The sequence below is a fragment of the Chengkuizengella axinellae genome, from assembly GCF_030730905.1.
Lineage (GTDB): Bacteria > Bacillota > Bacilli > Paenibacillales > KCTC-33759 > Chengkuizengella > Chengkuizengella axinellae.
In genome coordinates, this window is the sequence record NZ_JAVAMP010000001.1 from 756,943 (window position 1) to 780,578 (window position 23,636).

A 23,636-nucleotide genomic window follows, 5' to 3' on the forward strand; every position below is an offset into this window, starting at 1 on the left:
TGCGACAAGAGAGATAAAAGCCAGTTTTCTCTCTCGATAAGGTCAATTAGCAAGGTTCTCTTTAATCAACTAACTGTTGAATCGTAGGTGTGAATGAATTGGATATGAACGTTTCTGCTTTTGGCTCAGTAATGACTGTGGCATAAAACATACCTTCTTCGGGGTAACTCAGCTTATAGTGAATAACTGCTGTATCGTTTTTAAACTCAATGGATGTGATCTCTATAGAGTAACCTGGATTTGGTTTTTCTCCCCAAGATAAGGTTACTTTGCTTACCTCTTCATTTATTTTTGTAACATCAAATGTCACTTCATTATCTATTGTTACAGGTAAATCAAATGGGGGAGGTGTCGGAACTGAATCGCTATTTTCTTTATTTTCTACAAAATTCATTGCATTGTATATCATTACGGCTGCATCGATTCTTGTCATTTTTTGTGATGGCTTAAACATATCCTTATCATCTAAAACCGCAATCTCAGATATTAATAATTTTTGTATACTATCCATATAATTAGAGTTTATCTGCTCTTGATCCTTAATAGTTAAGAATATTTCTATAAAGCTATAATCTCCTTTTGCATTCACTGCTTGAAATAGAGCGTGTGCGAATTGCTCTCTTGTCATTTTTTGATTAGGATCCACATCCTTTTCCATGTCAACACTATTTAAAAAAGCTTTCACAAAATAATCAGCATACCAAGCCTCATCTGAAATATTTGTAAAATAATCACTTGCCAAAGGCTGTTTGATAAAGGTCATATGGGCAAGATTCAAGTCTAACCCCTTAACAATAATGGATATGCCTTGAGCGTAGGTAAGTTGTTCATTTGGAGCGAAATTATTTTCGTCCATTCCACTTACAACTCCATTTCTTTTTAACTCCATGATGATGTTTTTGTCGGACCCTTCAGGTAAGTCACTAAATGCAAAAACAGATCCGGCAACAACAAATACAAACATAAAGATCATGGATATTCCAGTTATAAATTTTTTCAATTTAAACCCTTCTTTCATTAGTTGATTTATGTAATAGACGGACTAAATAGAAAATAAGTTGCAAAAATATTATCTTCACGTTTTTGGGTTTTTATTTTTACTTGTTTAACTAAACATCCTACTTCATAATATATACAATAAAGCATTTTTATGATTGCAGATTTTAGGATAAATATATAATTTGAAGTCAGGAGTGGTCAAGATACAAACTCAAAAAGTGAAATGGGGAATTTTGGGATGTGCAAATATAGCGATAAATGCTGTCATCCCTGGTATAAAACAATCCTCTTTGAATGAAGTAAACGCGATTGCAAGCCGCGGAAAAGATAAAGCGGTGAAAGCAGCCAAAGATATGAATATTCCAAAAGCATATGGGAGTTATGAAGCATTGTTAAGTGACCCAGATATTGAAGCAGTGTATATTCCACTTCCAAATCATTTGCATAAAGAATGGACGATAAAAGCTGCTCAAGCTGGTAAACATGTGTTATGTGAGAAGCCATTAGCATTAAATGAACAAGAAGCTTCCGAAATGATAAAAGCTTGTGAAAAAGCAGGGGTCAAATTGGCTGAAGCTTTTATGTATCGTTATCATCCACGGTATGAACAAATGAAAGCAATGATTAAAGGTGGGGAAATTGGGGAAATTCGAGCTATTCACAGTGCCTTTACGTTTAATAATGCTGATGACTTGAATAATGTGAGATACAAACAGTATATGGGCGGAGGTTCTTTATATGATGTAGGTGTTTATCCAATCAGTGCAGCTAGATTTATACTAGAATGTGAGCCTGAAGCGGTGACCACACATGCTTTATTCTCATCAGAGCATGATCATGTAGATATGATGGCATCTGGTTTGGTGGAGTTTCCGAACCATGTTTCTTTAACTTTTGATTGCGGGATGTGGGCAGAGTTTAGAAACAGTTTAGAGATTGTTGGCTCAGATGGGAAAATTGAAGTACCGAGTGCATATATCACAATGAAAGGAATGAATTATTTTACTGTTACAAAAAATGGTTTGTCTAGAATGATCGAGGTCCCAGAAGTCAATCAATATGCTTTACAGGCGGATCATTTTGCAAAAAGTATTCAACAAAATGAGCCATTAACTTTCCCTTCTCAGGATGCTTATTGCAATATGAGGGTGGTTACGGCATGTATTGAATCTGCAAAAGGTCGTAAAAGAATCGAACTAATCTAAAACATAATAAGGAGGAATGTGTAATGTCCACCCCTTTCCAAATTAAAATTGAGGAAAATAGAGTGTTAAGAGGGAATCTATACCCTTCTCGAAATCAATCAAGAGGAACACTTATTGTTTGTCATGGATTTAAAGGTTTTAAAGACTGGGGGATGTTTCCCTATATTGGAGAAACACTAGCTGAGGATTTGGATGTAATCACATTCAATTTTTCATTTAATGGTGTTGGGGAGCAGCATTTAGATTTTACAGAGTTAGATAAATTTGCGCAAAATACATATGCTAGAGAGTTAGAAGATATAGATGTTGTAGTGAAGGCGGTTCAGATGAAAAAACTGCCTATTGATAAACATATGAATGGAGATCAGCTGTTCTTGCTTGGACACAGCAGAGGAGCTGGTGTAAGTTTAATTTATAGTTTTGATCATCCTGAAACTGTTAAAGGAGTGATCAGTTGGAACGGGATTACGAATGTTGACTTGTTCACCAAAGAGCAGAAAGAGGAAATGAAACAAAAGGGAATATCCTATGTGTATAATGGACGTACAAAGCAGCAGATGCCTTTAAATGTAGAAATACTGGAAGATATCCAAAAGAACAGCGAGAAATATCATATTCTAGAGAGGGTGAAATCTACGCAAACTCCTGTCGTTTTAATTCAAGGGACAAAGGATCATGATCGATTAATACGAGGTTCTAAACAGTTGGTAGAAAACAATCCAGATATTGATTGGATTCACATTCCAGAAGGAAATCATACATTTAATGCTGTTCATCCTTTTCAAGGTACAACAGAGCCTTTAGAGCAGGCTATACATGAAACAAAGAAATTTATTTATTTTATTTTAAAATAGATAAATATAATGATTGACGTTCTATTCTATCCTTGGTAGTATAATATTACTAAATAACCATAAACGACCTGATAGCTCAGCAGGGAGAGCGCCATCTTGACAGGGTGGAGGTCACAGGTTCGAACCCTGTTCAGGTCACCAATATCAAACGCCGAAATCCTTTGTATATCAAGGGATTTTTCTTTTTTGTTAAATTTCATTTATCCGATTAAAGCTTGCAAAGAACACATTTGTTGACGAATTGTTGACGGATTTTTTCAGTGCTATTTCGACTTCTTTCTAAGTTGTTCGAATGTATCTGCAACAGCTTCATCCGCTGATTTGATTAAATGCCCATATCGATCAATCATTCTTGATGTTGACCATCCCATCCTTTTAGTGATTGTAGCGTCATGGTGTTTTGCACTTATCGCCATGGTAACGTGTGTATGTAGAATATCATGCAACCTTATTTTACGAAGGTTGTTTCTTTTAATAAATCTATTCCACCACATTGTAGGTGACGTATAATACAGAGCTTGTCCATATGGATCGCAAAAAACAAAGTCAAATTCACTTTCGGTCCAATCAGAACCCACTTGTGATTTATTGTCCCTCTGTAATGTTTGATATTGCTTTAATTCGATAGATACTGATTCAGGCATGGAGATTGAGCGGACTGATTTTTTAGTTTTGGGTTCTTTAATTACTGGCCTACTATCAATGGTTTTTGACAAACTTTGTTTGATATTTATTGTCTTTTCCTCAAAATTAATATGTGACCATTCTAGTCTTAATAATTCTCCTCTACGCATCCCCATTGTTAACGCGAGTTTAATCATTATTCTCCATAGATCACTTACTTTATCTAAAGCTTCGAATAGAGATGCGATCTCTTCTTCGTCATAAAAATCTTCTTTTTCTACTAATTTAGGCTTCTTAACCCCCTTCATTGGATTTGTTTTAATTAATTACCATTCAACAGCTCTGTTAAAAATATTATTTAAAACACGATGGATATAGTGTATAGTTCCACTTGCTAATTTTCCTTCTTTTTCTAAGTCATTAAAAAAATTAACAAGGTGCATTGTTTTTATTTGATCGATTCTTTTTTGTCCGAAGGCTGGAATGATTCTAGTCTTTATTTGGCTCATATAATTATCAAATGTTCTTGATGCAAGCTGTTTTACTGCATATTTTTCTTGCCACTCTTCGATAAAGTCAACTACTTTCATTTTCTCAGGAGCAATGTACTCCCCAGATTCAACTTCGATCTGAAATTTCGGCAAGTAATTTCCTAGCTTCAGTTTTATTTTTTGCTTTTACTGTTTTAGTGCGTCTATTCCTTTTTCCGTTAGGGTCATTGCCAGCTTCTGCTACTAATAAATATGTGTCCTTTCCTCGCTTTTGTATTGATGCCATTTAATTGTCCTCCTATTTTTCTTAAAGCTTTCCTGAATAGAAGAAGGCTATATCACCTTCAAATTTACTATTCATCTTCTCAGGGTCAAACACTGAGATAGTATAGTTATTACAGTCTTTTAATTTACGGGAAGCGTCGGAACGAAAACGGGAAAAAGAGGATATTCCGTCAGCACGGGAATCGAGCCATTCTTCGCTCTGTCATGGAGACGTAATTCCTGGTTAGGGAGCACGAAAGACTATCTCGGAAAAGCGAAGGAATGGTTAGAGTCTCACCCAGGAGAAGACTTACCGGATTACTTCGTATCTGCGATGTGCGTTGAGAAAGACGGAACGCCGAAAATCACTCCGAAACAGCACGTTGATGTTCAAGCAGTGATCCAAAAACACAATGACTCAGCAATAAGTAAGACGACAAATGTTCCAGCAAATTTCACGATAGAACAAACGAAGGAATTGTATAAATACGGGTATGAGCAAGGGTTAGTCGGTCTTACAATATATAGAGATGGTAGTCGAGATAAACAAGTATTATCTGTTGACACTGGTTCTGAAAATGAAACCCTAAATGTTCAAAATAATGAACAAATTAACGATTCTACAACGCAAAATAACGAAAGACGTCCGCAAATTCTGAAGGGAAGTACGATTGAGACACTGACTCCTTTCGGAAATGCATACTTAACTATTAACGAAAATGAGCGCCAGGAAATTGAAGAGGTGTTCATTAAACTAGGTAAGGCCGGCGCTGACATTTCCGCAATAGCCGACGGACTAGCGATTGCGATTACAGGGATGGCTTCTCCTCGAATATCGAATTGATCCCCTCGTGAAAAGATTGACTGGTTAATCGAAAAGTTTAGTGGAATGAGTGGCGCTAACCCTGTAGGGTTTGGTGAGAATCGAATTGATAGTCTGCCAGATGCCATATCGAAAGTGTTGAAGTTGTTTCTGAATAGTGGGATCACTGAGGATGAGGAAGTCGAAGAAATGAGTAATACATCTGTGGATATCTGCCCTAGTTGCGGGAAATCAACTTTCGTTCGACAAGAAGGATGCTATAACTGCTTAGACTGCGGACATAGTAAGTGTGGGTAAAAAAAACATAGCTGTATTGGAAGGAGGAGGTCACATAGAAGATCCTTTTATGATGTGGTTAGAAATCACACTTTTATTAATAGCTATATGCATGATTATATATGTTTTAATTTATATCCTTTTCTATATTTTTATGGGATTGTTGATAAGTGTATTTTTTGTAATAGGGGTTGTAGTGTTTTTGATTGATTTTGGTTTAAGAAAGGGAATTGCGATGTTTAAAAATAGAAAAGGACTAAAGATTAAGTTAAGACGGCTATATAAACGAGGTGGTTGATTAGTTGAGAGAAAAAGATTGGTTGATCATTTATACTGTCATACTAATAACTTTTGTTTTAGGATTCTGTTTAGGTAATTTAAGAACTGATGTAAAGGCAGAATTAAGTATTGAATATGTGTCTATATTTATGATCCAGGAAAGAAATGTACCTCCGTTATTAGAGCAGCAATCAGATAAGGATGATGAAGAACTAGGTATCAAATACAACTATGAAATCTACGAAGTCACCGCGTATTCAGGGTGATCCGGAGTCAACAGGCTCCGGATCACCCTGAATACGGAATCACGGCAAGTGGTAAATATGTGGAGGAAGGCGAAACCATCGCCTGCCCTCCGTCAATGGGTTTCAGTACACAAGTGTATATACCGTATTTTGACGATACCTTTACGTGTTTAGATCGTGGAGGTGCGATTTCAGACGGAAAGCTAGACGTGTATATGGCGGATTTAGATGATGCTTTAAAATTTGGTAGACGAGAATTGGAGGTCGAGATTATTGAGTAGATTAGGTGAAATTAAAGTTTCTAAGAACGAGGGAATGTTAGATCAATTAGCACAGATCGGATTGGAGTTATTATCTTATAGGAAAAAGTTAGATGATTTACGACGTTATAAGGAATTTTATGAAGCTAAGTACATGGCAAAAGGTGAATTAGACCTACTGTTGGGTCAGGTTCTCATACCAAATCGTTTCAAATTTATTATTAATCGTGAAAAAAGAACGGTAGTCGCATTAAGGATATATAATCGTAAGGTTGAAAATCGAAGTGTTGCAAAATGTTCTCCTAATGATGTGTTCGATGAAGATATAGGGAAAGTTATAGCACTAAGAAGAGCGTTGAAATTTGAAGTTCCTGAAACACTATTTGAATATTGGAACAAAAATTTAACGATTAGATTGGAGGCTATGCATATGGAAAACAAGGATTATATTGTGTTGCAAAGTCGTGTCCTTACAGTAACGAAAATCAATCGTAAAACCAAGGCGGAGATGTTTGGAAATCTTAGAGTAGGAAGTAAGATCGAATTATCTGTTCCTGTTGAAAGAGCTGGGAGAAATAGAGGAACTTATGCGACTTATATTACTGCAAGGAACGTTGAAAATAATGAAATAACAATCGGTTCTTTCAATCAATTACCAAAACTATTAGATGCTTTTGAATTCGAAGAGTCTGAATAAGGAGGTAAGTTAAATTGAAAATAGGAAAGAAAATCGCAATCACGGGACGAAAACGATCCGGCAAAGATACGGTCGCATCTTACATCTCCCACAGATACGGAGGAGGAACGTTTGCCTTCGCGGAGTTGATGAAGTACTACGCACATGAATTATTTGGAGAGCCTACGGAAAAGGACCACGACTTATATCAGTGGTTCGGACAAGCCATGAGAGAGCGTGATCCTAACATTTGGATTCGAATGTGCTTCGATAATATTGATCGATTACGACCTTATATACCATTTGATCATGTCATTATCACAGATCTAAGGATGCGGAACGAATTCAATGCGTTGAAGGACCGGGGATATACGATCATACGCGTGAATGCTCCGGAAGAGCTTCGCATCAAACGGATGAAAGAGGCTGGCGATATGGAAGTTGGCGATGAAAAACTCAGGGAAATCCTCAATCACGATACGGAAAAGTACGTTGATACGTTTGCAGTCGATTGTGATGTGTATAATACGGGTTCAATTGATAGTTTACGGAAACAGATTGATAGGATTATGACAGGTGAGAGTGAGTAAATGAAGGATTAGTGATTTATCCAGTAGCTTTAACCAAAGAACAGCAGAACATAATGCCTTGGGTTGGAATGATGTTAGGAGAGTTAAAATATGTTCAAGATCAACCTCAAGGTTCAGCTAATAATCTTTTATTGGAAAAATTGAAAAGATAAACTTGATGATGCATTGAAAGAGATTAGCTTAGAGGGAAAAGAAGATAAAAAAGATAGTTTACTTAAAAGATTATTTGGATCAATTGAATAAAACAGAGGTTTTATTGAATGAAAAAGACAAATAAAAAAGCCTATAAAAGACTTTATAAGCTAGTTAGTTATCATCTTTTTTTTCGAGTAATTCAATGACTCTGTCAAGTTTCTTATTAATTTGAGCGTTGTGTATTACATTTGCAGTTGAATTAACAATCAATCTTCGTATAAAAAGAACAAAAGAAACTATAAATAGAATGATTAGTAAGAAAAATAATATTTGTATAAATGCTGTAGATCCATCTACTGTTACTGCAGTGTTTAACATATTTAAACTCCTTTTCACTTTGACTAGGAATATAATAACATATTTTCAATTTTAATAAAGGGAGAGAATATAATTATTAGATAAAATCCTGATTTTATCTGAAAGATTTAGACGCGTAAAACAGGCAATTACGCGTTAACTTCCACGTCCATCGGTCGCATCGAATCCTTCATGTTTAAACATGTGCCAACCTTGATAATCACCATCGTAAACATAGCGATTCGGTTCGTTTGGTAGATTGTGTTTATCGTAAAACTGTCGAAGGGCAGCGTAATGACGTCCAGCATCAAAATTAACAGGATTAGCGTCTGTAGGTTTAACAATTCCGGGCTTTCCAAGTGCGATTCGGTTGTTCGCTTTATCATACGCAACAAATAGTTTGATAGATGAATCAGAGCAGCCGAACATTTGGACAAGTCCGGCAGACATACGTAAACGGTAATATTTATCCGTAGTTAGGAATATTTGAGATCCGCGCGAGTCGCGGTTAGAAAATACGTCTAGATCGGGTTTTTTAGTAGTCAATAAATTCACCTCAGTAAAACGATTATAACTTAGTTTAACGTAAATGAAACGAATAGACAACGATAATAAAAGGAGATTTATATGGAGAGGGGGAGTACGTTGTCATTTGAGTCGGTGGTTAAAATAAGTGGAACTGATCACTTTGAAATAGTGTTTGATCCTTTAAAAGTCAATTACAAACCGCCTGATAAAGTAGCTTTAATAGATGGTGATGGCAGTCCGAATTTTCCCAATTTAGCGTTGCAAAAAATAAGCGCATGGGAAAAAAGAAATGGAGTTGGTGAAGTAAGGCTTATTAAATTGAGACATCAGAGAAAAAGGGGGATTCTTGGCCTGCATCCCGACTCAATATTAGAGATAAGGGAGTTAAAAAATTATGACAGGGTGTATGCAAGTTTTATATTTACCAGGTCAAGGTCCGTAGCAAATCTATTAGTTGAGCTATTGCCAGATGTAATAATCGGAGGAACAGGTGTAGATGATTATTTCTATATGAACAAAGGAGATAAGCGTTCTCGCCCAAAAAGAATTACGCAACTTCACACATTAATTGAGAACATGTACCCTGACCACTCCTTATATGAAAGCGAACATGCAGACTGGAATATTGAATTTTGGAACGACGTTGATAGTTTTAAAACCCCTAAAAAATTCAATCAAGTAGCCGAGACTTATGGAATTAGTCCAATCGATGGGACATGGGGAGAGGTTGAGCATTCCAGTAATACTAATGAAAATATAGTTCATCTATTTGATAATTTATTATCCCAAAATGGCTTTGAAGATGGAAAAACATACCGAGGATCGACAAGAGGTAATGGTTATTCTTCAAAAGGATGTCCAAGAAAATGTACTTTTTGTGTTGTACCAGTAATTCAAGGGAATTTGAAAACTCAACATTATGGATTATTAGGGGTGATAAATTGGATCCTTCCTAAAGGGCTAAATCCAACAATGGATGAGATAGTTCAGTTATACAAGGCGAACCGCTTAAAAATGCGTCCTCATTTATTCTGGAATAGCAAAAAGAAAATAAAAAGGGTTTCTTCTTTTTTAACCATATCAGATAATAATTTTCCTGCTGACCCGACTTGTATTGAGAAAATGGACTTTATGATTGTTAATAATATTGCTGTGAATATGAACCAAGGAATGGATGCAAGACTTTTAACTTCCAAAGCAAGGGTCGATAAGAATGGGGTCCGCTTTCCTAGCGGGGATGAGATTTGTGAGAGGCTTAGTAAGTTGTATTTCATAAACTTTACAGGGACATATCGACAACTTCATTTCTCTTGGGATTTTCTAAGCGTTGGACGTTTAATTATTAAAGGGTTAACAAAATTGGTTGAGGAGTATGGGTTAAGTTACTCTAATTTTGCTGTTTATTGCTTATCTGGATTTGATACAACATTTGAAGAAGATTATCAACGAGTGCTTACATTAAAGGAATTAAGAATTGATCCATACGTCATGTTATTCAGAAACGTTGATGGCAGTGAGGGAACTAAGTTTAATGGAGAGTCTCAAGATTGGAGAATGAAACACCTGGCACGATGGACGAATAACAAAATACTTTTCAAATCAACTAATTTTGAAAATTATGATCGATATATAAATGAGTTGAATAAAAGAAAGGACGGTAGGTTTACAGAGAAACATGACTATATAGCAAGATTAGAATGCTTTGATTGGCTAACAAAAGATTATATAAAACATGCTTAATAGAGAACTCGGACAGGCAGCGAGTTTTCAAAATTAGGAGGGGTTGGCTTATAGGAGCTGTTAAAGTCGATATCCACGAAAAAGAACGTAAGTATAACGAAAAATATACACTAACTACCGCAAAGGGCGTGAAGAAGCTATTACAGGACCATCATCATATCGCAGAGCGTCGTTATAAAGGCGATATGGCTGCAAGTGATATGTTGATGGATTTACAAACTGCGGTTCAATTGGCGATGTTAACGAGAAGGCAGGCGGAGGCACTGCGGTTGGTTTACGTATATCAAATGAAGCAGAAGGAAGCTGCGGTGAAAATGGATGTGACACAACAGGCGGTTGAACAGTTTATAAATGGAGCGTGTAATCGGATTGCAGGGGTATATAAAAAATGGAACGAGATAGACGGATCGGAGGTCGGTAAATGAGAGATTATAAAGCCGAATTTGAGCAAGAGGTTAACGAGTTGATTGCTAGAGACATTGTTGATAGGAATGAGCGGATGAAGGCGGTAGAGGCGATTACGGACGCATATATTGATTCCATCGGTGAGCCTCCGGATTCAGTACAACTAGAACGGTTGGCAGATTATATATTGAAAGAGGAATTGACCGATCCTGATCCAGATAAAATTACAAATACGGAATATCCGTTTATGTCAGAGTGGCAAATGGAAACCCGTGAGAAAAGGGAGATACCGAATAAGGGAATCGAATATGAGGCGAGTGCTGACGGCAGGGATTACGGAATACCCAAGCGTAGGAAAAGGACGGAATACGAGAACCGGTTTGTCGATAAGAAGGCTATAGCGAGTAATAAGGAGAGGCAAGAGAGGTATCGCAGGGATAGTAGAAATGGTCCGGTGGTTAGTTATGTGGTTTAAAGGGAATAAGAAAGTCCTTATAAAAGCAGAAAACTACAATGATAAAGACTTATCTTAAACACAAACGACATTATTTTTTTATTCGAGAATGAGGAATGTCAATTGATTGTCGGTGTTCCTCTTTCTCTATTATTATATATAATATAGTACGAATTATACATTTAATACGATTTGAAGTGAATAGTTTTACTATATTTAGCTTAAATATTTGAACTTATTTAGGTATGTGGTATAGCATTAAGGCCAATTTTATTTCTTTGTTTTTATCGTCGTTTAAGTGAAAAGTGTAATTGTGCCAAGAGTCATCTGAATCATCATTAAACATCACATAATTCTGATGATTGGCAATTGCAGTTTTGGCTGTTTCTATAACACTACTAAAATCTTTATTAGGTACAAACATTATTACTGCAGTTTTTGAATCTCTCCATGTAAGATAGCCTAACAGTTGATCAATTGTATCATGAAATCCTTTTTTACCTGTCCAAAATTTACATTCCCCAATAAATATATTATTGCCCTCATGTCGCAATAAAATATCAGTCTTTCCACTCTTATTAAATGTTTCTCCTGTGGCACTTCCTTCAAAGTAAGGTTCTAGTAACATTAAAAAGTGATCCCTTAAATCCTCTTCACCTTTATTGGAATATAAAGATGGCTTTCTTTCAAATTCTTTTCCCATATCATTTATAATTGTTAGAATATCAAAATAAGAATTTCTAACTGGAGGATTTGGGTTGGAATTAAGCCTGCTAATAATCTTTTCTATTTCAGGTCTTAATTGATTTCTTTGTTCAGTTCTTTTTTCACTAACAGACCAATGTTTAGATATAGGTATTATAGGAAATTTATCTAATACTCCCTTTAAAATTTTTGATTGGGTGTTAGAGTCTGAACTTTCTAATATATGGATAAACCTCTTTTTGGTAGATCCTTCATATATAGAAGGGTCGATGTTCAAATTACAATATTCAGGATAAAATTTAATATGTGTTTCATATGAGAAGTCTCCTAAATATCCACTTGAAACTCCTATGAATCCATATACGATTAAATCTATTTCTCCTTTTGATAGCAAATTATCACCTTCGCATATTTTATTAAATAATATTTAAACTGTACCTAGAGTCATATAAGATAGATCAACGTAAATATATATTTCGATTAACTATTTCTTTTTTCCTTCTTTTGTAATCAGAAGGAATATTAAAAAGGAAAAATCTCTCTTTTTGTCGAAAATATTTACGTAAAAGGAGAGATAAATAATGGACATAGATATTAACTTAGGTATGTTTTGGGAATATGCGGGACCAATTGTAATCATGATCATTTCCATGATAATTACAGCAATTATATGTTTAATTATGCTCAGTTTTATGCCTAGAGGAATTATGCGTGATATAAGTAGGGGGTTGAGTATGTTTATTGTTGCAATGGTGGGGATCATATCAGTTTACGTAGCTTCAAGTATGTGGGCTTATTAGGTGGTATTTAAATGAAGAAATCTGATAAAAGCGCAAAAGTGGATGTAGAAAATATAATAAAATATTATAAAGAAATTAATTTAGATGATTTATATAAATTAAGAGTAGTAAAAGAGGCAGAATTAACAAAACTGAAATACTATAACTTCAATATTGTAGTTATTATTTTTGTATTTTCTAATTTGTTTGTTTTTGTAAACGAAATTGTGAAGATTACTAATGATAACGATCCTTGGATTTTTACTATATATATAATCATATTTTTCTTCTTTTGTTATACTAGCATTTATTATAGAAATTTAAAAAGAAACGTTAAGCATAAAGAAGTCATAGATATTGTAATTAAAGAAAAAGAAGATTTTATACAGATGATAAATAAACGAGATGAAATTAAAGAACTAAGAAATGAAAGTTTGTTATTTAACCAAACTAAACACTACTAATGAATTGAGGAAACATAGCATGGATTTCAACAAGATTATTACGGGCATACTGATTATATTTATTCTATTGACAGGGTGTACGACGACTGGCAACGTCACAACCGAAACCGAACAGATAATATCCTTAGATGCAACGGTCACGCGAGTCGTTGACGGAGACACGATGAAGGTCGAAATATATGGAGATGAAGATACGGTCCGTCTCTTAATGGTGGATACGCCTGAAACAGTCCATCCTAATCAAGAGGTGGAGGCTTTCGGACCTGAAGCAAGTGAGTTCGCTAAAGAAACGTTGGAAGGGAAGAAAGTTAGACTAGAATTAGACGAATCAGAGCGGGATAAATACGATAGATTACTTGTATATCTCTGGATCGAGGACGAAATGTTTAACGAGATGTTGTTAGAGCGAGGACTAGCGGAAGTGGCGTATGTAATCGAACCGAATACGAGGTACGTGGATGAGTTTAGAGAAATTGAAGAACGTGCGAAAGGATTTGGTGTTGGGATGTGGGAGAGAACGGTGAAAGTGATTGAGAGCTCCGGTGTTATCATAGATGAGACGTGTTCTAATCCTCAAATCAAAGGGAATATCAATTCCAAAGGTGAAAAGATATTCCACGTAAGAGATGGTAAGTATTATGACGCAACGATTGCGGAGGTAATGTTCTGTACTGAGGAAGAGGCGGTTGAAGCCGGATTTAGGGCTTCGAGTCGTTGATATCAAAGAATTATTTCAATTACAATTCCTCTTCTAAATTAATTCTAATACTTCTTTTTTCTTTAAAAACTCTTACAAATGTTTTTCCTAGTAATTCTAAACTATTATAATAGCTTTTTATTAACTTTTTATCCAAGTTATAATTGAGCTTTGCTTCATGAATCAGCTCATGACGTTCCTTAATTAATTGAGACAGTATTGAAATTAATTTTTCTTCCTCACCGTCTATTGAAATTTTTTCATTTAATATATGGGTAAACAAGTCTAAACCTATATACTTGGTAAATGCTCTGTTTGCAGATTTAAAATTCTGAAAGGAATATTCCTCAATCTCAATATCAATTATTGATTTTTCTTTTTCTACTAATTCCTTAACTATGTTATATGGAAGTGTTTCTTTCTTACTATATATTAAATTTTCAGATTCTTTATTTGTTTCTATATATCTATAGATAAAAGTCTTTAAAAAATCCTCCATAATGGAAACAAAGTATGGAACTAAGAGGTTATTCGTCAAGAAGTTCTTTTCACCATATGGGAGAATTCCTAAGTCCAAATAATTATGTACTCTTTTAATATCAACATCTTCCATTAATTGTTTAACCATTACTAAATTCCGCTCAAATCTGAGATAGGCAAAACCACAGGCTATATCTGTTCGAGAAAGCTTTGGAATGTCATTTTCAAAAAAACCATGTCCCTCATCGCCATATACAATTCCACCAAATTTATTATTTAATTCTTTAATGGTATCTATTTGTTTTTGAAAGTCACCGTGACTTCGTCCTGCCTTTGTATTAGTAGAACAAACTGTTTTAAATTCTTTATCTTTTCCATCAATATGCAATATATTATCATACCCTAAATAAAACATACAGCCTCTAGTTGATACGTAGTCATAATCAAACCAATAATATGTATCTTCAATTTCTTCATCTTTCCTAAAACCTAAAGAAGACACTACCTTTTCAATTTCGTTTTTTTTAATAGTTTTATTTACTAAAAGATGTAAATCAATACTCATGTGAGCACCACCTAATTATGAGTTCATTTCACTTAAAATGTTTTGAGTTTTAATCTCAGATGATATCCAGTAGATTGTAACTTCAATTAAACTTTTTAAGTCATTAATGTCTTTGTTTCCCCATTTTCTTACATAGTGTGTTTCATCATTTCCTAACCAAACACCTCTTTTAGCAACCTCTTTGACGTTTTGGTCAGTTATATTCTCACTAATGCATTTACCAAGAAATTTTCCTTCTATTTTATCTCTGTCCTCATTTTTAAAATTAATCAAATAGTCTTTTATGAGAAATTCTAAAGCTTTTCTATAGCCCATACCAGCAATGTGATTTAAATTATGACTTTCTGCCTCTAATGCTTGATTAAATATATCTGAAAACTCAGAAGATACTTCATTAATTTCTTCTTCAAAAACTTTTTTCTTAGTAGTAGCGGGGTAAATGTCTTCCAATTCCCATAGTTCATTTCCTAAATCATCATTGCAAAACCCATAGTGAGCTATAAATATTTTCCCGCACAAGTTCTGTGTACATTTTAAGACTACTTGGATTGGAGATCCATGAATTAAAAATTCATTATAAATCTGGTAAGCATCTATAAAAATAGGTTCAATACCAACTTGACAAAGAGGACATGTATCCGGAAGGTGGTTAATAGTGGCAGAATCTTCATCTTTGTTAAAGTCGTAAAAATCGATATTTTTCATAAAATCAAAACTCCTTATCAAATTATTATTTATAACTAAATTTATATTTTAAACTTGTATTCTTACTCGTTAGCAACCCTATATAGTGTAAGGGCTATTGTTCCTATTAGATTAAATCAAATCTAGTAAAATTTCAACAAATTATGACGTTTATTTCCTTTATTGGAATAAGCGTCTTTTTGCGTTGTAAGTGTTATTAAAATTCAAATTCCGAAAGGGGAAGGTAAAATGGAAAACGTCGTAAAAAACACAAACGAAGTAAAAGGTTATTGCAAGATCTGTAAATCCGAACACATTCTTAGTCAGACGAGAGATAACGAAGGGAATATCGTAGGATTATTCTGTAATACGAGAAAACGTGTTGTTGTATTAAACAAGATGGCGTATCAATTCACACAGACGGAATTTGCAAAGGAGAATCGAGTCAACTACTTCTTTACGTTATGCATCTTAGAGGATATGTTGTTTTGGAAGATGAAAGAGTTAAAACGTAAGCGTCGTGAGGAACGGGAGGTACAACAAGAAAGAAATTGTACTGACTCCGGCTGGAGGCGTTTAAAATATGAGCCAACATCGAAATAAAGACAAAATTAGTCGAGATTATACGAAGTTTCCGAACGCACTTTGGCGACTATATCCGAAGCTTCCGAAGTTCAAAGGCGATCATGCTTCGGTGTACTCGTTCTTGCTAGCGATGTTTAACGATAAGCTTGGGTATTCGTATCCTACGATCCAACAGATTTCTTTCGTATGTGGGCGAGGGAAAACCCGTACGAAAGAGATTATTAACGACCTGGAGGAATACGGATTGATTAAAAAAAGACGAACAGTAAACATGAACAACGTGTATGTCGTGAATAAACCGATTGAAGATAAGGCGGAGTTTTACGCCAGGTTTCCGAATGCTAGTCGAGAGGATACGTTTAAAAGTGGGGCGGTTCCTACTGATCGAATAGAGGTCGAAGAGAAGCGGATGGATATCGTATTTTAGTCGAATTAGGTGGGTCGGAATCCGACTGGGGTGAGTCGCATAGTGACCGAGGTGGGTCGCATTCCGACTCAGGGTGGGTCGGATAGTGGCTCATATAAAGATTTATATACAAAAACTTATAACTAAGATTTATAAAAAAGATATAGAGTTTTATTTTTAAATATATTAATTAAAAAAGAATAAAAAAAGAAAGAGAGTAGAGTAATACATGAAGAGAATTCAAAGAAGAAAAATCAAGAAGTAAAAGAAAAAAGAAAAAAAAGATCTTAGGGGAAAGAACATGATGATTAATCATGGAAGTAAATACATGAAGGCGTAGTTATTTAGTTATTATTTATTTATATATCTAATACGGTAAAGAACTTAAATATATTATTTATAATATCTTATACGGTATAGAAGTTATTATATAAGGTTAATACGGTAATGTTTTTATTATTATTATTATTTTATATATCTACAACGGTGATGTTTTAAAATAATAGAAAGATTATTCAAAGAAGTACAAGCAAGGGACAACGAGCCAAGCGCAGGCAGCGCGAATTCCGATTTGTCGCAATCGTTACTCGAAAGCGTACCATATATTTTAAACAAGCGTTTAATGTAGGTATTTTATAAACAAAAGATTAGTGTGTAAAACAATGTGTAACTAGCATTTTTGGAATTCATCTGCGACATGACTCTGACTGGAAGCCCTTCGAAAACTCAGGGGGTGGTTCATTATTTGACGTTAATGACTATCTAATAATAACTGCATAAACGATGAATAAACGGTGTATATAGTCGATTTTGCTGTATTTGTATAACTATCACAACTTAAAAATCGCATAGCATCAAGGGATTATACGATTCAGACTATTGTATATAATCTGCGTTTTGTACACATGTACATCGCGTTAATTAACTAAAGAATGCGTTACCCCCAAGGGGAGGGTCGATATGACTGCGACTGCTGATCAGAATTAGCTCGCTAATTTTTGAACTCAAGGTGGAGGGTATTTTTAAGCTAATGTAATTCTAACTATGGTGCAAGTAGAAAGGATAATTTCAAAAGTAGAAGTAGCAGGACGACCGAGCTTAACTGTCCCATTTCCAACTTCAATAACAAATTGAGGTGTGAAATTTACAGGACTAGGTATTTCAGGGATTATGGATTGACCTATAAGTGAGTTTAATAAGTTTGTATTTGGATCTTCACAACAAGCACATACACCTACATTTTTTCTGACTGACGGTCTTAGATTAATCTCATTCGGAAGGTTTTCTGTAAAGTATGAGACCCCGATAATATTACAAGCTGGAAAATTTCCTCTTGTAGTAAAGGCAATGGAGTCTTTTACTTCAATAAGGTTCGATGTTAGAGAAACAGCTACAGGAGTAATAATATTAACATTTTGACCTATTAACTGATTTAAAACGTTCAACATCGGACAAACACAACATTCACATTTATTATCATCAAAAATACTCATCTTTTACAAACTCCTTTTGGTGGAATAGATGAGATATTATATGTGATATTTGAAAGTATTGATTAGATTACTGTCCTGCAATAGAAAAAATCCGCTATTATCCAGAGAGAATAATATTTCATGTTTCCAGTTGACGTATAGAAACGAACTAACACGAAGTTTAAACGTATAAAATACGCTTTGTTTGACGTTTGTTTATCTAAAATGAATATTTGTACCAAAACGACAAAAAACGTCTTATAATCGAATCTGAGACGTCTGATAGGATGTTGTTATTTTTCGTTTGATTTAGCACATTGTTCGCAAGGTTCATTTTGATATTTATATAATCCACATTCTTGACATATCTCAGTTGGGCGCTGTTTCTTATTAGGGAATTTTTTAAGATCAGCTAGTTCTTTGAAGAATGAATCCAATACATTGTTATACTCGATCCACTCATAGGGAGGAATCTTATTAACGATTTGATAGTGAATATGTCTAGCAATAAAATCAGGCTCTAATTTGTCTCGAAAAAGCATGGTGTTTATGATTTTCCCATAGTGGTCGACCCAATAATCGGCATCTTCTTTTGAGTGGCTATAATCATTTACAAGTATGTCAGTCACATCGCTGCTGAAGTAGGTATTTTGATAATTCTGATAATCCAACAGAACCACACCCTTGATTAATGTTTTAATAGATTATAACACATGAAATGTATGTGATTTAAAAATTACAGATTAATCGCCAGATAAACGTGAAATCAGCGCTCTTTTTTTCCATTCCAGCCCATAGATACCAGTCCAAGCAATTTCATTAGATTATTCATAAGATAGTGTGAAATGATATTTTAATCTAAGAAGTTGGGAGGTTAGTTTATGGGGTTAAATAAAGCACCTTTTGTTGTTGGTCAAAGTGTTTCAGTAGATGATCCATATGATCGGACCGATCCAGATGTAATTTCTATTCCTACTCCTGGTGATTCTGAGGAAGTTCTTGCTGTTGATGTGTGTGTTAAACAACCGCATAAAACTCAAGTATTGCTAGACTCCATGGTTCAGGTTGCTGTTCGAGCAACATTGTCACCATTTCCAGTTAATGTTACCTTTGTAGTAGAATATGAGTTAGAACGTAATGGAACTACAATTGCTTCCATTAATAATGAAATGGATTACTTGGCAGTAGGCAGCACACCTGGAGTCGATGGAAGGCATAATAACTTTCCTAATTTTCCTTTAGTCGATGAAAATCCAAATCCAGGAAACAATACCTATGTATTAAGATGTACAAATTTTAGTTCTAATCCCTCTCCATTTATTACAATAGGCTCCCGAAGTCTAAAAGCCACTGTATTTGAATGCTAGATAACAGTTTAAAAATAGAATTTTATGATTAAACGCCAAACAGGAAGGACGTAGAGATACGTCTTTTTTTGTTGGATTAAATTACGAAAGGAGTGTTTACATGGGAAGAGCAGCAACAAAAAAGCGGAAAAAAGCGCTAGAGGCGAAACTCGGCGCAAAAAAGTGTCAAACGGCATTACTACTCGTTGAACGGGAGATATCTCCATATAAAGAACGAATGACATTCGATGAAATTGCGAAAGAAGTTGGATTCCACCGTAAAACGATTTGGGAATGGCGTACCCAAGACGATGATTTTATCGAATATGTGAATCTACTTTCCGATGACTTCTTGAAATCTAAAAGGCCTGAAGTATACAGTGCATTGATGAAGTTAATTAGCGGAGAGCAGCCGTCAGTCAAAGGAATTGATTTATTCTTTAAACGTTGGGGATTGTTAACTGAAAAGCAGGAGATTACACAAATTACGAATAACGGCGGTGCAAACCAGAGCAACGAGGAAATTGCGAAATCAAACGATGAAATAGACGAATTGTTAAAAGAATAAGGAGGTGCGTCATTGGCGTATGTAGATGGCAAATGGTTAGATCGAAAACAACGCGCCAAGCGCATCAAATTAATTCAAGAACGAGCGCGAAAGCTAAAGACGTTGCATGAATCCGGAAAAGCTTCGGAATATTACATCGAAATGTTTAACACAGATCTGGAAGAGTTAAAACGGTTGAAACGGATCCATCGAGCTGAAGTCGATAATGCTTATTTCACTTATGAGTATTTATCTGACGAACATAATTCAGATAATGAGGATAACATCGTACTTCATGCTGAAGATGGCACAAAACACGATCCGCTCGAAGAGATAGCTCCGATCCACCGTGAATTTTTTGATCTCTGTGATTATGTGGACCACGACGTTCGGAATGCTAGATTAGGAATTGCAGCAGCCAGGGGACATTCTAAATCTGGCATGTTTTCAAATAGTTATCCACTACATCAAACTGTTTATCGTAAAAGGAAGTACATTCTAATCATCTCTGAAACAGATGGTCTAGCGAAGAAGCTTATCGGATGGGTGAATAAACAGCTTAAATTTAACAAGAAGTTAATTGAGGATTTCGGGCCACTACTTTACGAAAAGAATACGATGAACGAAAAGGATAACGAAGAAGCGTTCATTACGTTATCTAATACGTTAGTTGAAGCGAGTTCTTCAGGAAAACAATTACGTGGTAAACGCCATGGCTCAAGACGACCAGATCTCGTTATCGTTGACGATCCTTCATCGATTCATAACGAAGGTACGAAAGAGGCTCGTGAAAAGCTCATTCATTGGTTCAACTCCGTTGTGGTTCCGATTGGTACGAAATCTACCGCAATTATATTAGTTGGTACGATGGTATCCGCAACAGGACTATTAAACCACGTACTGAAGCGGAAGGATTTTAAATCATCTTTCCACGGGGCCATTATTAAAGATCCTGATAATCCGAAGTTATGGGAAGAGTATTGCGAGATTTATAGTCGTTCTGACGACATGGACGAAGCCAATGAGTTTTACGTAAACAATAAAGAAAAAATGGAACAAGGCATTGTATTAGCGTGGTCGTGGCGATGGACATACCGAGATCTCATGCATGAAAAAGTGAACATGGGAACGCGAGCTTTTAATTCCGAGTTTAAGAATTTGGCATTTAGCGAAGATGAGCAATTCTTCTTTCCAGAGTCATACGCATATTTCCGCTATGAATACGAAAACGGCCAAAAGTTTATTCGATTTGAAGATATGAGAATATCAGTAGATGACCTGAAACTCACGAAATCAGGGTTTTGGGATATTGCAATGGGTAAAAACGCTAGATCTTGTTATAACGCAGTCATCACGGTCGGACGATATGAGAAGACGGGACATATCTTTGTGATGGACGAGTATGCATCGAAGGAGCAGCCACACAAGTATATCGACTTAATCGTTGAGAAGATTCGGATCATGCGACATAACGTATTCAGCGTCGAGACAATTAATGCTCAACACGAGTTCTTTCGCCAACTAAAAGAAGCCCTACGAAAAGCAGGACTGTATAAGACAAAAATGAATGAGGCCAAGTCACATAAGAGATCCAAAGAAGAACGGATTGAATCGTTAGAGCCGATGTGCCATAATCGAACGATCGTGTTTAATGCGAGTCATACGATTTTACTCGATCAAATGACGCAGTATCCACACGGTGATTATGTAGATTCGTTAGATGCGTTGTCTGGTGCGGTTGAAAACGTGGCGAAAGCAAAAAAAGTAGTTAGAAATAAGCCTAGTTGGTTGTAGATTTCTTTTATTTAAAAAGTAAGTTAGCGTCGATATCAAATCCGCAAGCTTTTAGCTCAGTAACTAGGGTTTGCATCCAGCCGTTAGAACCATCATATTTTGTGTAAATTACTCCCGCAATGTCAGACGGCTTTTCAAAATTGTCGGATTCTTTAAGGAGTGTTAAGACCCTATCTCTTCCTAACTTTCCTATAAACATTCCTAATTCTAGAACTACATTTTGACGAGCTCTATAAGAATCTTCTTGTGAATCTTTAGCACGACCAACATCATCAGGAGAGAGTAAGATAATGGCAAATGATACATCTGCTGACTCATCCATCAGTTTTTCAATTACAGTTCGTCCTCTATCCGGATATTCATGTAGTATAATAGCTTCCAAATTAAGTCTCTCAACTGTTCTAGCAACATTTAATTTCATTTCTTCATCATGACCGTGGACAATGAATATTTTATTTGATGATGGAAAAAGCATATCACTTGTTTGGCCCGTTACATCTTCAAAAGTCGGGAATTTATCATTGTTAATTTCGAGTTCGAAAATAGCATTCTGGATAATTTTTTCTAATCTAATTTTGCCATTTTTTATTTTTATCTTTGTTAATAGTTTACCAAAAAAATAGAATTAATAGGAAATAAAAATGAAAGGAGGAATTGAATGTCAAAACTATTTTATACAGGCGGTCAGTACCCACAACCTGACTCTATCGAACGCCTAGCGAAATATAAACGTGGTCGTAAAATATTCGATGGAAAACAAGCAGAAGTATACGAACGTGCTTCGGAAATTTTAAAAGATACCCCACATGCTGCCCACCTTAAAAAGCTTTATATCGCTGTAAACTTGATGGACGTATTATTGACCAAGCCGAGTGATTTAATGGTTGGGGAACCGCCGACATATGAATCTGGTTTTCCTGATGACACGGTCCAACAACGGAGTTTAAATTCTATCGTTGAAGAGAATGATTTAAACCAGTTGATTCACGAAAATGTTATCGGAGCTGGAATTCGAGGGGATGCTTGGATTAAGACGTACCATGCTAAACGACAAGACCTATCTGAGATACCGGAAGGATTCACAGCACCTACAGTAATTGCCGAACCAATCATTGAATCTGTTGATGCCTCAATTGTATTCCCTGAATTGTCAAACGGCTCTCGTAAGAAGTTCAAGGCAATTAATATCGCTTCGATTGAGTGGGTAGACGATGACAAAGAGGAAATTCCTTATCTCAATGTTGAGCGTCATGTACCTGGATACATTATCTATGAACGGTACGAGCTCTCTAGTAAAGGCGTAGATACCACTTATGGAATAGAGATATCAACCTACTCAATAGAAGATCAAGTTTCTACAGGGCGTGATGTTGATATTGTTGAAACGGGCGTTCCTCACATGTTAGTTCATCACGTTCCTTACAAGACTGTAGACGACGATTGGAAAGGGATTAGTGGTATAGAAAAACTTGAATCCGTGCTAGTTGCGATTAATGACCGTCTCGTACAAATTGATTATATTCTTTGGGGTATTTATTCCAAATGGATTGCCAACTACAATACTAAAGTCTTTACCTGGTATTCTACTTACAGCTGCAAATAAATTTATTAAAGTTACTGTGTTGGATTTGTGCCAATCAGGAGACTTAAGATAGTTTTGCCCCTCTCTTTCGGCAAGATCACCCACAAAGAACTTTTGATTTTCGTATTCAACTATTAAATTTTGATCATCAAGTGGAACGTCCCCTCTTAACTCTCTAAATGTAGAAACACATGATAAATGACTTTGTGTGCCTCCTCTCCATTTGATCTTTGTTTTGTACTTCCCAACATCTGCACCAACCGTAATCATCTATTACCCTCCTTCGGATGTTATCTGGATATTATCCAAAGTCTAAAATGAAGAA

At 35.5% G+C, this 23,636-nt stretch carries 33 protein-coding genes, 1 tRNA gene and 1 pseudogene; 22 read left to right on the top strand and 13 right to left on the bottom strand.

Going from position 1 to position 23,636, the window contains the following annotated elements; translation table 11 throughout:
* Positions 1 to 61 precede the first annotated feature (61 nt).
* Positions 62 to 1,000, bottom strand: a complete 939-nt coding sequence (locus Q5Y73_RS03685) for an S-layer homology domain-containing protein (RefSeq protein ID WP_305990480.1) — start codon at positions 998 to 1,000, stop codon at positions 62 to 64.
* 202 nt (positions 1,001 to 1,202) lie between these two features.
* On the opposite strand from Q5Y73_RS03685, the gene Q5Y73_RS03690 reads away from it, so the two are divergent.
* The 3 genes from Q5Y73_RS03690 to Q5Y73_RS03700 all read left to right on the top strand — a co-directional run bounded on the left by Q5Y73_RS03690 (position 1,203) and on the right by Q5Y73_RS03700 (position 3,199).
* A complete protein-coding gene (locus tag Q5Y73_RS03690; protein WP_305990860.1) occupies positions 1,203 to 2,204 on the top strand; it encodes a Gfo/Idh/MocA family protein in 1,002 nt (333 codons plus the stop codon).
* A 23-nt stretch (positions 2,205 to 2,227) separates the two neighbouring features.
* Positions 2,228 to 3,058 (top strand): alpha/beta hydrolase family protein, encoded by an 831-nt coding sequence (locus Q5Y73_RS03695; protein WP_305990481.1) that lies wholly within the window; start codon positions 2,228 to 2,230, stop codon positions 3,056 to 3,058.
* Between the two features lie 65 nt (positions 3,059 to 3,123).
* Positions 3,124 to 3,199: transfer RNA gene (locus Q5Y73_RS03700), tRNA-Val, on the top strand.
* A 122-nt stretch (positions 3,200 to 3,321) separates the two neighbouring features.
* On the opposite strand, the gene Q5Y73_RS03705 is transcribed toward Q5Y73_RS03700, so the two are convergent.
* From Q5Y73_RS03705 to Q5Y73_RS03715, 3 genes are read right to left on the bottom strand one after another with little or no spacing between them, the layout of a single operon-like run.
* The gene (locus tag Q5Y73_RS03705; protein ID WP_305990482.1) at positions 3,322 to 3,990 is read right to left on the bottom strand and encodes a site-specific integrase; all 669 of its coding nucleotides are present in this window, start codon (positions 3,988 to 3,990) and stop codon (positions 3,322 to 3,324) included.
* 18 nt (positions 3,991 to 4,008) lie between these two features.
* Entirely contained in the window at positions 4,009 to 4,326 is a 318-nt protein-coding gene (locus tag Q5Y73_RS03710) for a tyrosine-type recombinase/integrase (protein WP_305990483.1), read from the bottom strand.
* The gene (locus tag Q5Y73_RS03715) at positions 4,301 to 4,459 is read right to left on the bottom strand and encodes a hypothetical protein (RefSeq protein WP_305990484.1); all 159 of its coding nucleotides are present in this window, start codon (positions 4,457 to 4,459) and stop codon (positions 4,301 to 4,303) included. The genes Q5Y73_RS03710 and Q5Y73_RS03715 overlap by 26 nt, the downstream gene beginning before the upstream one ends.
* A gap of 198 nt (positions 4,460 to 4,657) precedes the next feature.
* Here Q5Y73_RS03715 and Q5Y73_RS03720 point away from each other — a divergent pair, with 198 nt between their 5' ends.
* The 7 genes from Q5Y73_RS03720 (at position 4,658) to Q5Y73_RS03750 (ending at position 7,738) form a co-directional block, all read left to right on the top strand.
* Positions 4,658 to 5,281, top strand: coding sequence for a ribonucleotide reductase barrel domain-containing protein (locus tag Q5Y73_RS03720; protein WP_371320160.1), 624 nt, complete (start codon positions 4,658 to 4,660; stop codon positions 5,279 to 5,281).
* 45 nt (positions 5,282 to 5,326) lie between these two features.
* Positions 5,327 to 5,557 carry a hypothetical protein gene (locus Q5Y73_RS03725; protein WP_305990485.1) on the top strand — a complete coding sequence of 77 codons (231 nt, stop codon included), beginning with the start codon at positions 5,327 to 5,329 and terminating at the stop codon, positions 5,555 to 5,557.
* A gap of 281 nt (positions 5,558 to 5,838) precedes the next feature.
* On the top strand, positions 5,839 to 6,081 hold the full coding sequence (locus Q5Y73_RS03730) for a hypothetical protein (RefSeq protein ID WP_305990486.1): 243 nt from the start codon (positions 5,839 to 5,841) through the stop codon (positions 6,079 to 6,081).
* Entirely contained in the window at positions 6,078 to 6,341 is a 264-nt protein-coding gene (locus Q5Y73_RS03735; protein ID WP_305990487.1) for a 3D domain-containing protein, read from the top strand. Before Q5Y73_RS03730 ends, Q5Y73_RS03735 begins: the two co-directional genes overlap by 4 nt.
* Positions 6,334 to 7,017: a hypothetical protein gene (locus Q5Y73_RS03740; RefSeq protein WP_305990488.1), complete on the top strand. Its 684-nt coding sequence runs from the start codon at positions 6,334 to 6,336 to the stop codon at positions 7,015 to 7,017. Before Q5Y73_RS03735 ends, Q5Y73_RS03740 begins: the two co-directional genes overlap by 8 nt.
* 14 nt (positions 7,018 to 7,031) lie before the next feature.
* Positions 7,032 to 7,586 carry a deoxynucleotide monophosphate kinase family protein gene (locus tag Q5Y73_RS03745; protein ID WP_305990489.1) on the top strand — a complete coding sequence of 185 codons (555 nt, stop codon included), beginning with the start codon at positions 7,032 to 7,034 and terminating at the stop codon, positions 7,584 to 7,586.
* 11 nt (positions 7,587 to 7,597) lie between these two features.
* Positions 7,598 to 7,738, top strand: coding sequence for a hypothetical protein (locus Q5Y73_RS03750; protein WP_305990490.1), 141 nt, complete (start codon positions 7,598 to 7,600; stop codon positions 7,736 to 7,738).
* A gap of 154 nt (positions 7,739 to 7,892) precedes the next feature.
* Here the strand turns inward: Q5Y73_RS03750 and Q5Y73_RS03755 are convergent, their stop codons facing one another.
* Both Q5Y73_RS03755 and Q5Y73_RS03760 read right to left on the bottom strand, forming a co-directional pair.
* A complete protein-coding gene (locus Q5Y73_RS03755; protein WP_305990491.1) occupies positions 7,893 to 8,099 on the bottom strand; it encodes a DUF4083 family protein in 207 nt (68 codons plus the stop codon).
* Between the two features lie 135 nt (positions 8,100 to 8,234).
* Entirely contained in the window at positions 8,235 to 8,507 is a 273-nt protein-coding gene (locus Q5Y73_RS03760) for a hypothetical protein (RefSeq protein ID WP_305990492.1), read from the bottom strand.
* A gap of 216 nt (positions 8,508 to 8,723) precedes the next feature.
* Here Q5Y73_RS03760 and Q5Y73_RS03765 point away from each other — a divergent pair, with 216 nt between their 5' ends.
* The 3 genes from Q5Y73_RS03765 to Q5Y73_RS03775 all read left to right on the top strand — a co-directional run bounded on the left by Q5Y73_RS03765 (position 8,724) and on the right by Q5Y73_RS03775 (position 11,226).
* Positions 8,724 to 10,346, top strand: coding sequence for a hypothetical protein (locus Q5Y73_RS03765; RefSeq protein ID WP_305990493.1), 1,623 nt, complete (start codon positions 8,724 to 8,726; stop codon positions 10,344 to 10,346).
* Between the two features lie 128 nt (positions 10,347 to 10,474).
* Entirely contained in the window at positions 10,475 to 10,771 is a 297-nt protein-coding gene (locus tag Q5Y73_RS03770; protein ID WP_305990494.1) for a sigma factor-like helix-turn-helix DNA-binding protein, read from the top strand.
* On the top strand, positions 10,768 to 11,226 hold the full coding sequence (locus Q5Y73_RS03775) for a hypothetical protein (RefSeq protein WP_305990495.1): 459 nt from the start codon (positions 10,768 to 10,770) through the stop codon (positions 11,224 to 11,226). Before Q5Y73_RS03770 ends, Q5Y73_RS03775 begins: the two co-directional genes overlap by 4 nt.
* A 214-nt stretch (positions 11,227 to 11,440) precedes the next feature.
* On the opposite strand, the gene Q5Y73_RS03780 is transcribed toward Q5Y73_RS03775, so the two are convergent.
* A complete protein-coding gene (locus Q5Y73_RS03780) occupies positions 11,441 to 12,304 on the bottom strand; it encodes a hypothetical protein (RefSeq protein ID WP_305990496.1) in 864 nt (287 codons plus the stop codon).
* Positions 12,305 to 12,491: 187 nt separating this feature from the next.
* Here Q5Y73_RS03780 and Q5Y73_RS03785 point away from each other — a divergent pair, with 187 nt between their 5' ends.
* The 3 genes from Q5Y73_RS03785 (at position 12,492) to Q5Y73_RS03795 (ending at position 13,871) form a co-directional block, all read left to right on the top strand.
* Positions 12,492 to 12,710 carry a hypothetical protein gene (locus Q5Y73_RS03785; protein WP_305990497.1) on the top strand — a complete coding sequence of 73 codons (219 nt, stop codon included), beginning with the start codon at positions 12,492 to 12,494 and terminating at the stop codon, positions 12,708 to 12,710.
* Positions 12,711 to 12,721: 11 nt separating this feature from the next.
* A complete protein-coding gene (locus Q5Y73_RS03790) occupies positions 12,722 to 13,153 on the top strand; it encodes a hypothetical protein (protein ID WP_305990498.1) in 432 nt (143 codons plus the stop codon).
* Positions 13,154 to 13,316: 163 nt separating this feature from the next.
* Positions 13,317 to 13,871 carry a thermonuclease family protein gene (locus tag Q5Y73_RS03795; protein WP_305990499.1) on the top strand — a complete coding sequence of 185 codons (555 nt, stop codon included), beginning with the start codon at positions 13,317 to 13,319 and terminating at the stop codon, positions 13,869 to 13,871.
* Between the two features lie 19 nt (positions 13,872 to 13,890).
* On the opposite strand, the gene Q5Y73_RS03800 is transcribed toward Q5Y73_RS03795, so the two are convergent.
* Positions 13,891 to 14,895: a HEPN domain-containing protein gene (locus Q5Y73_RS03800; RefSeq protein ID WP_305990500.1), complete on the bottom strand. Its 1,005-nt coding sequence runs from the start codon at positions 14,893 to 14,895 to the stop codon at positions 13,891 to 13,893.
* A 15-nt stretch (positions 14,896 to 14,910) separates the two neighbouring features.
* A complete protein-coding gene (locus tag Q5Y73_RS03805) occupies positions 14,911 to 15,600 on the bottom strand; it encodes a DUF4145 domain-containing protein (RefSeq protein WP_305990501.1) in 690 nt (229 codons plus the stop codon).
* 228 nt (positions 15,601 to 15,828) lie between these two features.
* On the opposite strand from Q5Y73_RS03805, the gene Q5Y73_RS03810 reads away from it, so the two are divergent.
* Complete coding sequence (locus Q5Y73_RS03810; protein WP_305990502.1) at positions 15,829 to 16,182, top strand: hypothetical protein; 354 nt, start codon at positions 15,829 to 15,831, stop codon at positions 16,180 to 16,182.
* 226 nt (positions 16,183 to 16,408) lie between these two features.
* Complete coding sequence (locus tag Q5Y73_RS03815) at positions 16,409 to 16,591, top strand: hypothetical protein (RefSeq protein ID WP_305990503.1); 183 nt, start codon at positions 16,409 to 16,411, stop codon at positions 16,589 to 16,591.
* Between the two features lie 1,001 nt (positions 16,592 to 17,592).
* Here the strand turns inward: Q5Y73_RS03815 and Q5Y73_RS03820 are convergent.
* Positions 17,593 to 18,063, bottom strand: a complete 471-nt coding sequence (locus Q5Y73_RS03820) for a hypothetical protein (RefSeq protein ID WP_305990504.1) — start codon at positions 18,061 to 18,063, stop codon at positions 17,593 to 17,595.
* A gap of 272 nt (positions 18,064 to 18,335) precedes the next feature.
* Positions 18,336 to 18,713 (bottom strand): hypothetical protein, encoded by a 378-nt coding sequence (locus Q5Y73_RS03825; RefSeq protein ID WP_305990505.1) that lies wholly within the window; start codon positions 18,711 to 18,713, stop codon positions 18,336 to 18,338.
* 210 nt (positions 18,714 to 18,923) lie between these two features.
* On the opposite strand from Q5Y73_RS03825, the gene Q5Y73_RS03830 reads away from it, so the two are divergent.
* The 3 genes from Q5Y73_RS03830 (at position 18,924) to terL (ending at position 21,729) form a co-directional block, all read left to right on the top strand.
* Positions 18,924 to 19,409 carry a hypothetical protein gene (locus Q5Y73_RS03830; RefSeq protein WP_305990506.1) on the top strand — a complete coding sequence of 162 codons (486 nt, stop codon included), beginning with the start codon at positions 18,924 to 18,926 and terminating at the stop codon, positions 19,407 to 19,409.
* Positions 19,410 to 19,509: 100 nt separating this feature from the next.
* On the top strand, positions 19,510 to 19,956 hold the full coding sequence (locus Q5Y73_RS03835) for a phBC6A51 family helix-turn-helix protein (protein WP_305990507.1): 447 nt from the start codon (positions 19,510 to 19,512) through the stop codon (positions 19,954 to 19,956).
* Positions 19,957 to 19,968: 12 nt separating this feature from the next.
* Positions 19,969 to 21,729: a phage terminase large subunit gene (gene terL / locus Q5Y73_RS03840; protein WP_305990508.1), complete on the top strand. Its 1,761-nt coding sequence runs from the start codon at positions 19,969 to 19,971 to the stop codon at positions 21,727 to 21,729.
* A gap of 7 nt (positions 21,730 to 21,736) precedes the next feature.
* Here the strand turns inward: terL and Q5Y73_RS03845 are convergent, their stop codons facing one another.
* Positions 21,737 to 22,204, bottom strand: a complete 468-nt coding sequence (locus Q5Y73_RS03845) for a TIR domain-containing protein (protein WP_305990509.1) — start codon at positions 22,202 to 22,204, stop codon at positions 21,737 to 21,739.
* A gap of 183 nt (positions 22,205 to 22,387) precedes the next feature.
* Here Q5Y73_RS03845 and Q5Y73_RS03850 point away from each other — a divergent pair, with 183 nt between their 5' ends.
* Positions 22,388 to 23,332, top strand: coding sequence for a phage portal protein (locus Q5Y73_RS03850; RefSeq protein WP_305990510.1), 945 nt, complete (start codon positions 22,388 to 22,390; stop codon positions 23,330 to 23,332).
* Here Q5Y73_RS03850 and Q5Y73_RS24765 read toward each other — a convergent pair.
* Positions 23,321 to 23,581: pseudogene (locus Q5Y73_RS24765) on the bottom strand (ParM/StbA family protein); the annotation flags it as partial. The gene Q5Y73_RS03850 and the pseudogene Q5Y73_RS24765 overlap by 12 nt on opposite strands.
* Between the last annotated feature and the right edge of the window lie 55 nt (positions 23,582 to 23,636).